This window comes from Aequoribacter sp., from assembly GCF_965659035.1.
GTDB lineage: Bacteria > Pseudomonadota > Gammaproteobacteria > Pseudomonadales > Halieaceae > Aequoribacter.
In genome coordinates, this window is record NZ_CBFHWH010000078.1 from 1 (window position 1) to 9,585 (window position 9,585).

Genomic DNA, 9,585 nt, shown 5'->3' on the forward strand with positions numbered 1-9,585 from the left:
CCGCTCGAGCCGCTTTCCGATAAGGGCCAGCCAATACCGTGAATGACTTTACCTTCTTCGTGCTGGTCGGCTGGGATTTCCCAGATTTCTTTAATACCGATGCCGTAGTGCTGCGGATCTTTTCCTTCACTTAAGTTAAATTGTTCGATCAGTTGTTTGCCTAAATGTCCTCTGCAGCCTTCTGCGAACAAGGTATACTTGGCGTGAAGCTCCATGCTGGGCACATAGCTGTCTTTTTGCTCACCTTCGGCGGAAACTCCCATCTCACCGGTGGCAATACCCTTTACGCTTCCGTCTTCGTGGTACAGGATTTCTGCTGCGGTGAAGCCGGGGTAAATTTCTACCCCGAGCCCTTCGGCTTGTTCTGCTAGCCAGCGACAGACATTGCCCATAGAGACGATATAGTTGCCGTCGTTGTGAGTGGGTTTCGGAATCGCGAATCCTGGAAGTTTTAAGGCAGACTGTTGGCTGGTGTAAAAGTAGAAGGTGTCTTGTGTCACCTTGCTGTTAACCGGAGCTCCCATGGATTGCCAGTCTGGAAATAACTCATCGAGTGCGCGAGGTTCTAAGACGGCGCCAGATAAGATATGCGCACCAACTTCCGAGCCCTTTTCTACGACACACACAGTAATTTCTTGCTCAGACTCCTGGGCCAACTGCATAATGCGGCACGCTGCGCTCAGACCACTGGGGCCAGCACCAACGATGACGACATCAAATTCCATAGATTCGCGTTCCATATCCTGTCCTCTTACACTTGGGTCTCGGAAGTGTTTTTTTGCTGTAAATGCATTAACATACTCGAAGTTCGATTATATCGACTTAGAGGTTGATGTACATCGTCTATTTAGTTGCATTTTACGACACATAGGGTCCCAGGTGGTTGACCTTTGCGACCCTTAGCGGCATTCTAGCCGCCCGATACGCCGCCATGGCCATAGGCTGTGGCTTTTATTGAACGAGCAAATACTGGAGAATCCATGAAGGTTCTTGTCGCGGTTAAACGCGTTGTTGACTACAACGTTAAAGTGCGCGCCAAAGCAGACGGTTCAGATGTTGATTTGAACAATGTCAAGATGGCGATTAATCCATTCTGTGAAATTGCGGTAGAAGAAGCTGTTCGCTTGAAAGAAGCGGGCGTAGCCACTGAAGTCGTCGCAGTCTCTGTAGGTCCCAAGGCTTGCCAAGAGCAGTTGCGTACAGCACTGGCTTTGGGCGCAGACCGTGCTATTCAAGTTGAGGTGGATGGCGTTGTCGAGCCTTTGGTTGTCGCTAAACTACTGAAAGGCGTGGTCGAGAAAGAAGCGCCTCAGTTGGTTATCCTGGGCAAGCAGTCAATTGATGGTGACAACAACCAAACCGGCCAAATGTTGGGCGCTTTGACCAATATGGCACAAGGTACGTTTGCGTCTGAAGTAAAAGTTGAGGGTGACAGCGTCACAGTGACTCGCGAAATCGATGGTGGTTTGCAAACCGTTAAGTTGGCTTTGCCTGCGATTGTCACCACTGATCTGCGCTTGAATGAGCCTCGCTACGCTTCCTTGCCTAACATTATGAAGGCAAAGAAAAAGCCATTAGACGTTCTAACTGCCGACGATTTAGGTGTTGCAGTGACGACCCATGTCACTCAGGTCAAGGTCGAGCCACCAGCCGAACGTCAGGCGGGTATTAAAGTAGAAGACGTCGCAACCCTTGTTGATAAGCTGAAAAATGAAGCGAAGGTGATAGCATGAGTACCTTAATTTTAGCAGAACACGATAACGATACTCTCAAGGCAGCGACTTTGTCTGCCGTAACTGCCGCGACCCAACTTGGTGGTGATGTTGCTGTTCTAGTCGCTGGTGCAAACTGCGGTGCGGCAGCTGAGCAAGCCGCTGCGGTAGCGGGCGTAAACAAAGTATTGGTTGCGGATAATGCGGCTTACGCAAATCAGCTTGCAGAGAACGTAAGTTTGCTGGTTGCAGAGCTCGCCGCCGGTTATGACAACATCATTGCTGCGGCAACGACCTCGGCAAAGAACATTATGCCGCGCGTGGCCGCCTTGTTAGACGTTGCGCAGATTTCTGAAATCATGTCTGTGGAATCCTCGGACACGTTCAAGCGTCCAATTTACGCAGGTAATGTGATCGCCACAGTGCAGTCTTCAGATGTGAAAAAAGTGATCACGGTGCGTGGCACGTCATTCGACGCTGCGCCCGCAGAGGGCGGTAGCGCTTCCGTTGAAGCAGTAGCCAGCGTTCATGACGCCGGTATATCGAGCTTCGTGGGTGAAGAAGTCGCGGTGTCTGACCGTCCTGAACTTACTGCCGCATCGGTTGTTATCTCGGGTGGTCGTGGCATGCAGAATGGCGAAAACTTCCAGCTGTTAGATGGTATTGCCGATAAGCTTGGTGCTGCCATTGGTGCGTCTCGTGCAGCGGTTGACGCAGGCTTCGTACCTAACGACATGCAGGTCGGCCAAACGGGTAAAATTGTCGCGCCAGATCTTTACATTGCAGTGGGTATTTCAGGCGCGATTCAGCACCTAGCGGGTATGAAAGACTCAAAAGTCATCGTCGCTATTAACAAGGACGAAGATGCACCTATTTTCCAGGTTGCGGACTATGGTCTTGTGGCAGACTTGTTTACAGCCTTGCCTGAACTCGAAGCTGCCATTTAAGCTTTAGCCACTTCATTAAAACCCAGCCAGTGGCTGGGTTTTTTTTAGTCTCGTCGTAACTCGTCAGATATTGCAATCGGGGTAGGGAAGTTCAATATTACGATGTAGGATGACACCAGTAAGGTCAGGATACTGACAGCCTGAATGACAACGGCGCCCTGTACGGATAGCAGGCCCTGCGCTAGTGCCACGTAGCCAATAAGCAAAGAAAACTCGCTGGCTTGTCCCAAGCGAAAGCCCATGTTCCAGGCTAAAGATTTTTTCTCGCTCACGCTCCCTAATAAGATACGGTAAACGAGAGGCTTAAACAGCAATACGCCTGCACTCAGTACTACCACGGCGCCCACGACATCAGGAAGTGCTGCAATTTCTAGGCGGGCACCTACCGAGAAGAAAAACAGAACTAAAAAGAAGTCGCGCAAGGGTTTTAAGCTAATAGCGATAAATTGTGAGATAGGACTCGTCGCTACAGTAACACCTGCGACAAACGCCCCAATTTCAGCGCTAAGGCCAATAGCGGACGACAGCTCGGCAACCCCGAGACACCAGCCAATCGCCATCAGAAACAAGTACTCTTGGAAGCGGTCGAAGCGAGCCAAGAGCGGCAATACCAGCCAACGAACACAGGCGTAACAGGCGCCAATCAGTAGCGGTAAGCCTAGGGCGGGTCTGAGGATCGCGCTTGCAAGCTGACCTTCGTCGGCGCTACCGCCTATCGCGTTTAGCGCGATCAGCACCATGATGGCGATGATATCTTGCAGTAGCAAGAGGCCAATCATCATTTCACCAATGTGCCGATGATGCAAAACCGTGGTGGGGAGTAATTTGATGCCGATGATGGTTGATGAAAACATCATGGCGGCACCAATAACGGCGGCTTCTGTTAGTTCGAAGCCAAACAGACTTGCTAAGAAGGCTGAACTGCCGAAGAACGCGATGGAGCTTGCTATGGCGACCGGCGTGCTCTTCTTTAACGTGGCGATCAGGGCCGAGGGTTGCATATCTAAACCCAGCAAAAAAAGCAGGAAGATAATGCCAATATGGGCAATATCTTCGAGTAAGCTTAAATCATTCACCAGCTCAAAGCCGGAGGGCCCGAGAAGTCCGCCTAAGACGATGTAAGCGATGATGAGCGGTTGTCGTGTGTACAGGGCAATCGTTGCTAGGACCGCCGCCCCGCTAAAAATAAGAAAAAACGAAAACGTTAAGCTGTGGGCGTCCATAACTCGGATGTCGAAAGACTGAGCCGCCAGTTTAGACGGCTTTAAAACGTTTCTCCAGTCTAGTTCGGTCGTCTTCGAAATAAAGGTAGTGGTTGGCGGGCGTCGCCCTGATAGACCTCTTGACGGTGAGCTAGGCGAAGTTGCGCCACCTTCGCGTGGTTCTCGCTTTCAAATTCAAACGCATTGAAGCCACACCGAGAGAGATACTCGATTTGATCGAGTATGAACGCGCCTGTGGCTTGAAGGGTGCCTGTATAGCCTCGTTCTCGTAACTCGCGTGCGGTTGAAAATCCGCGCCCGTCTGTAAACACGGGGAATTGTATTTCGATGACCTGTAGTTTATTGAGTTGGTTGAGTAGGGCGCTAAAATCCTCGCCCGGAGCTACAGTCACACGAGTTGGCTTGATGTCTGCGGCAATCCAATCAGTCAAGTTGGGTGTCGCTGCGTGAGGTTCTGTTGCAGAGGGGTTAAACACACTGAAGTGATACGGGTCAGCGTGGGTTGCGGTGTTAGTGAGATGTTGCATAGACAGCCTCTTTAAAAGGATCAATTCCAATTCGGTCGTACGTTTGTAGGAAGCTCTCTTCGTCTAAACGTTCTTTGACATAAACATTCAAAATCTTTGCGATTACATCGGGCATATCCTCCGCGCCAAACGAGGGGCCGAGGATTTTGCCAATCGATGCTTCCCGGCCTTGGCGGCCACCAAGGGCCACTTGGTAGAACTCGCGCCCTTTTTTATCAACACCTAAAATGCCGATGTGGCCAATATGATGGTGGCCGCAGGCGTTCATACAGCCGCTAATATTCAGTTCAATCTGCCCTAAATCGTAGACGTAATCGAGGTCATCGAACCGTGCTTGAATGGCTTGTGCAATGGGTATCGATTTGGCGTTTGCCAGAGAGCAAAAGTCACCCCCAGGGCAGCAGATCATATCGTGTAATGTACCGATCACGGGTGCAGCTAGCTCATGTACCTGCAGTGCTTGCCACAGTTCGTAGAGTTGGCTTTGTGGGACATCAGCAAGCACGATATTTTGTTGGTGCGTTGTTCTCAATTCTCCAAAGCTGTAGCGATCGGCCAGTTGGGCAAGTGCGTCTAGCTGCATGTGAGTCACGTCGCCTGGTGCTATCCCCGCACTTTTCAGAGCGATGTTGACGATGCGATATCCTGGTTGCCGATGTGCGAGGGTGTTTTTCTCGAACCAACGCGCGAAAAGACGATTCTCGTTCAGTCGTGCCTCCAGCTTTGCTGACATCTGGACGTCAAAGGGTTGGTAGTCGGGCGCTGAGAAATACGAACTCACCCGCGCCAGCTCGGATTCAGTGATTTGTAGCTCGGATTGCTTTTTTAAATCCCACTGCGCGTCAACCTTGGCGCCGAATGCTTCGACGCCCATCGCTTTAGCAAGAATCTTTATGCGCGCTTTGTATTTGTTGTCACGCCGCCCGAACTGGTTGTAGACCCGGACGACGGCCTCGAGATAGCTGATCAGGTCTTCAGCAGGGAGATTGGCCTTGAGTAATGAGCCGATAATGGGAGTCCGACCCAGGCCACCACCGACGTAAACATCGGCGACCACGTCTTGATCACAGCGTTTTAACTCGATGCCGACGTCATGCGCCAAAATGGCCGCGCGATCGGTGGCATTGGCGGAAATAGCGATCTTAAACTTACGCGGCAAAAAGGCGAACTCGGGATGCAATGTACTCCATTGGCGCAAGATCTCGCAGTAAGGCCGGGGGTCGAGCTGTTCGCCGTCTATCACACCGGCGAATTGATCGGTGGTAATATTTCGAATGCAGTTTCCACTGGTCTGAATTGCGTGCATTTGTACTTTTGCGAGGTCGGCCAATATGTCGGGGACTCGCTCTAACTCAGGCCAGTTAATTTGTATGTTCTGGCGCGTACTGATGTGTGCGTAACCGCGATCGTACTTGCGGGTGATCTCTGCGATTGCCCGCAGCTGACCACTGCTGATCATTCCGTAAGGTACAGCAATACGCAGCATGGGGGCGTGCCGTTGAATGTACAGCCCATTTTGTAATCGCAAGGGTTGATATTCCTCAGCACTGAGTGCACCGCTCAAGAAGCGCTGAGTTTGATCTCTAAATTGCGCCACCCGCTGGTCAACGATTGCTTGATCGTAGTGATCGTATTGGTACATGCTCGATATCCACTTATAAGCTGAGGTGCGGACTCTAGCAAAGAATTGAGCGGGTGAATTAGTTTAGTTTTTTCTATGCTTAGAACCGTTTTGTAGCAGTAGTCAGTGATAGCTGAAAACCCTATAATGTCGGCTCTAATGTTTATTCGTGGAGAAGACGATGTCTGATATGGAAAGAGAAGAGGACGGGCGCGCTGACGCAATAGCAGCGACTGCAATCATCGGTTTAGTGGTGTTTGCTTTGTATATGTGGCTGTCAGGAATGCCTTCTTGATACCGCGCGTTTGGCTAGCGCCCAGCGCTAGCCAAAACCATCTGCACTACACCGTAAACACCGCCGATAAAAATAACGGTAAAGATAAGCCCAGCGAAGAAAAAAGTCTTAGCACTCCCCTGGTTGAAATCACGCTCTCTATTTTTGCTACTCTGCACGCCTAAACCTGCCGCAAAAACGCTTCTTACGATGTCCCACAAGCCCATTTTATTGTTCTGTTCTGTTGTGTTTTCCTGATCTGTCACGTGCATTCCTTATTTATAAGCCAGATTGGGGCGTAACCATTGCTCAATTGTGGCGACACTTTTTTCTTTACGCAATGCCAAACTCTCGACTTGCTCTTTAGATATTTTGCCGACATTGAAATAGCGCGTTTCCGGGTTGGCAAAATAATAGCCGCTGACTGCCGCCGTTGGCGTCATCGCATAGCTGTCTGTTAACTCAACACCGCATAGTTCTGTTGCGTTAAGTAAACGAAATAGGGTGTCTTTCTCTGAGTGATCAGGGCAGGCTGGATAGCCAGGCGCTGGCCGGATACCCTGATACTGTTCTTTTATCAGCTGCGCATTATCCAGGTCTTCATTAGGTGCATAGGCCCACAGTGTCTTGCGGACGTGCTGATGCATATACTCGGCGAGCGCTTCAGCTAATCGATCGGCTAGAGCCTTAATCATAATGCTGTTGTAGTCGTCGCCGTCGGCCTCGTATGCTTTAGCTCGCTCATCAATGCCGTGTCCGGTCGTCACACAAAATCCGCCCAGATAGTCGTGTAAATCATTGCCTTGGGGCGGGAGAAAATCCGCGAGCGAATAGGTCGGCTTGCTATCGTCACCCGGGTTTGCCTGCTGCCGAACTTGATGCAATACCTCCTGGACTTGTGTACGGGTGTCGTCGGTAAAGATGAGGATATCATCACCCCGACTCGAGGCTGGCCAAAACCCCACGACCGCCTTGCCTGTACTCCATTGTTCTCGAACCATTTGCTCCAGCATGGCTCTAGCGTCTTGATAAAGCAGCGTCGCTTGTTCGCCGACGATCTCATCGTCCAGTATAGCCGGGAATTTGCCGGCCAGCTCCCAAGTCAAAAAGAAGGGCGTCCAGTCGATGTAGGGCACCAAATCTGCGAGTGGGACTTCTATGGCTTGTGTGCCAAGGTACCTTGGCTTGGTCGGTGCGTACTCAGCCCAATTAGGTTGGAAGCGACGTTTCAGTGCTTCCGAATACGTCAAAGCAGGTTTTAGGGGCTTGCGGTTAGCAACACGTTCCCGAACGATCTCGTATTCCTGCGCTAGATTCTGCTGGAAAGAAGGCTTTTGTTCGCCGAGTAGGGCGGTTGCGACGGATACGCTGCGTGAAGCATCGGGAACGTAGACCGCAACATCGTTTTGATACTGCGGTGCAATCTTAACGGCTGTGTGCGCTTTTGATGTCGTGGCGCCACCGATCATCAGAGGAATATTGAAGCCTTGCCGCTGCATTTCAGAGGCTACGTGGGCCATTTCATCTAAGGAGGGCGTGATGAGTCCGCTCAGACCGATAATGTCGACCTGATGTTCTTTGGCGGCTTGAAGGATGGTTTCGCAATGTACCATGACGCCTAAATCAATGACTTCGAAGTTGTTGCACTGCAGAACTACACCCACAATATTTTTGCCAATATCGTGGACATCGCCTTTGACCGTAGCCATTAATATTTTGCCGTTGCTACCGCTACCCTCGGTTTTTTCCGCTTCAATAAAAGGCTGCAGGTAGGCGACAGCTTGCTTCATGACTCGTGCGCTTTTCACGACTTGTGGCAAAAACATTTTGCCCTCGCCAAACAAATCGCCCACGACATTCATGCCGTCCATTAAGGGGCCCTCGATCACCTCGATGGGGCGGCTGAAAGCCTGACGTGCTTCTTCGGCATCCTCAATAACGTAAGTATTAATACCCTTAACGAGTGCGTGTTCGATACGTTTCGCAACGGGCCATGTGCGCCATTCTAGATCCTCGACCTTCTTTGTCGCTGCACCATCACCACGATATTCTTCGGCGATATCCAGAAGTCGCTCAGTGGCATCGTCTCGTCGATTTAAGATAACGTCCTCGACGGCTTCTTTCAGCGCGGCGGGTAGCTCGTCGTAGACGGCCAGTTGCCCGGCGTTGACGATTCCCATATCTAGCCCGGCTTTAATCGCGTGGAACAAGAAAACTGAGTGGATAGCTTCACGAACAGGATTATTACCCCGGAAAGAGAACGAAACGTTACTCACACCCCCAGACACCATGGCGCCCGGCAGGTTTTGTTTGATCCAGCGCGTAGCCTCGATAAAATCTACAGCGTAGTTGTTGTGCTCGTCGATACCCGTTGCAACTGCAAAGATATTAGGGTCAAAAATGATGTCGTTTGGATTGAAGCCCAGCTCTTCGGTCAACAGGGTATAGGATCGCTGACAGATTTCTGTCTTGCGCTCGAAGGTGTCTGCTTGCCCATCTTCGTCAAATGCCATCACGACAACAGCAGCACCAAAGCGCTGACACAAACGGGCTTTTTCTAGGAAATCAGCAACCCCTTCTTTCAGACTGATTGAGTTGACGATGCATTTTCCTTGCACACATTTTAGGCCCGCTTCGATTGCATCCCAGCGAGATGAGTCAAGCATAAACGGGACTCGGCTGATTTCGGGCTCGGAAGCCGCCAAATTCAAAAAGGTCACCATGGCTTTTTGAGCGTCGAGCATGCCCTCATCCATGTTGATGTCGATGATTTGCGCCCCGTCTTCGACTTGGGTTCGCGCTACAGCCAGAGCATCTTCATACTGCTCGTTGATAATGAGACGTTTAAACGCCGCCGACCCGGTGACGTTGCAACGCTCGCCAACGTTGACAAAGAGAGACTCCGCCGTAATGTTGAACGGTTCAAGTCCACTTAAATAGCAACCGGGGTCGAGTTTTGGCAGCTCTCTAGGTTTGGCTGAGCCAACCGCCTCAGCGATTGCTTTGATATGCTCGGGCCGAGTACCACAGCATCCGCCAACAAGATTCAAAAAACCGCGCTGAGCAAAATCTTGAAGATCAGCAAACATGTCTTCGGGTGTTTCATCATATTCGCCGAACGCGTTGGGAAGACCGGCATTGAAATGACCGCTGAAATAGCAATCCGCGGCCTTGGCTAGGGCTTCGACATAAGGGCGTACTTCTTTAAATCGTCGACCACAATTGGTGCCTACAATTAAAGGTTTGGCATGTGCTATAGAGTTCCAGAAGGCTTCAGCGGT

At 50.8% G+C, this 9,585-nt stretch carries 9 protein-coding genes; 3 read left to right on the plus strand and 6 right to left on the minus strand.

From position 1 onward, the window contains the following. Positions 1-740 (minus strand): NAD(P)/FAD-dependent oxidoreductase (locus ACTF5Z_RS09835; protein ID WP_438985479.1); only part of this gene is annotated, 740 nt, incomplete at its 3' end. A 240-nt stretch (positions 741-980) separates the two neighbouring features. Here ACTF5Z_RS09835 and ACTF5Z_RS09840 point away from each other — a divergent pair. After that, entirely contained in the window at positions 981-1,733 is a 753-nt protein-coding gene (locus tag ACTF5Z_RS09840) for an electron transfer flavoprotein subunit beta/FixA family protein (RefSeq protein ID WP_423848546.1), read from the plus strand. Then, positions 1,730-2,659, plus strand: a complete 930-nt coding sequence (locus tag ACTF5Z_RS09845; RefSeq protein WP_423848545.1) for an electron transfer flavoprotein subunit alpha/FixB family protein — start codon at positions 1,730-1,732, stop codon at positions 2,657-2,659. The genes ACTF5Z_RS09840 and ACTF5Z_RS09845 overlap by 4 nt, the downstream gene beginning before the upstream one ends. Positions 2,660-2,703: 44 nt before the next feature. Here ACTF5Z_RS09845 and ACTF5Z_RS09850 read toward each other — a convergent pair whose 3' ends face one another. From ACTF5Z_RS09850 to ACTF5Z_RS09860, 3 genes are read right to left on the minus strand one after another with little or no spacing between them, the layout of a single operon-like run. After that, positions 2,704-3,882, minus strand: coding sequence for a cation:proton antiporter domain-containing protein (locus ACTF5Z_RS09850; RefSeq protein ID WP_438985480.1), 1,179 nt, complete (start codon positions 3,880-3,882; stop codon positions 2,704-2,706). Between the two features lie 59 nt (positions 3,883-3,941). Then, the gene (locus tag ACTF5Z_RS09855; protein ID WP_438985481.1) at positions 3,942-4,409 is read right to left on the minus strand and encodes a DUF934 domain-containing protein; all 468 of its coding nucleotides are present in this window, start codon (positions 4,407-4,409) and stop codon (positions 3,942-3,944) included. Further along, on the minus strand, positions 4,393-6,051 hold the full coding sequence (locus ACTF5Z_RS09860; RefSeq protein ID WP_438985482.1) for a nitrite/sulfite reductase: 1,659 nt from the start codon (positions 6,049-6,051) through the stop codon (positions 4,393-4,395). The genes ACTF5Z_RS09855 and ACTF5Z_RS09860 overlap by 17 nt, the downstream gene beginning before the upstream one ends. Positions 6,052-6,211: 160 nt before the next feature. Between ACTF5Z_RS09860 and ACTF5Z_RS09865 the strand changes: the two genes are divergently transcribed. Beyond that, positions 6,212-6,325, plus strand: a complete 114-nt coding sequence (locus ACTF5Z_RS09865; protein ID WP_438985483.1) for a methionine synthase — start codon at positions 6,212-6,214, stop codon at positions 6,323-6,325. Between the two features lie 14 nt (positions 6,326-6,339). Here the strand turns inward: ACTF5Z_RS09865 and ACTF5Z_RS09870 are convergent, their stop codons facing one another. Next, positions 6,340-6,570 (minus strand): DUF2970 domain-containing protein, encoded by a 231-nt coding sequence (locus ACTF5Z_RS09870; protein WP_438985484.1) that lies wholly within the window; start codon positions 6,568-6,570, stop codon positions 6,340-6,342. Between the two features lie 9 nt (positions 6,571-6,579). Then, positions 6,580-9,585 (minus strand): methionine synthase (gene metH / locus ACTF5Z_RS09875; protein WP_438985485.1); only part of this gene is annotated, 3,006 nt, incomplete at its 5' end.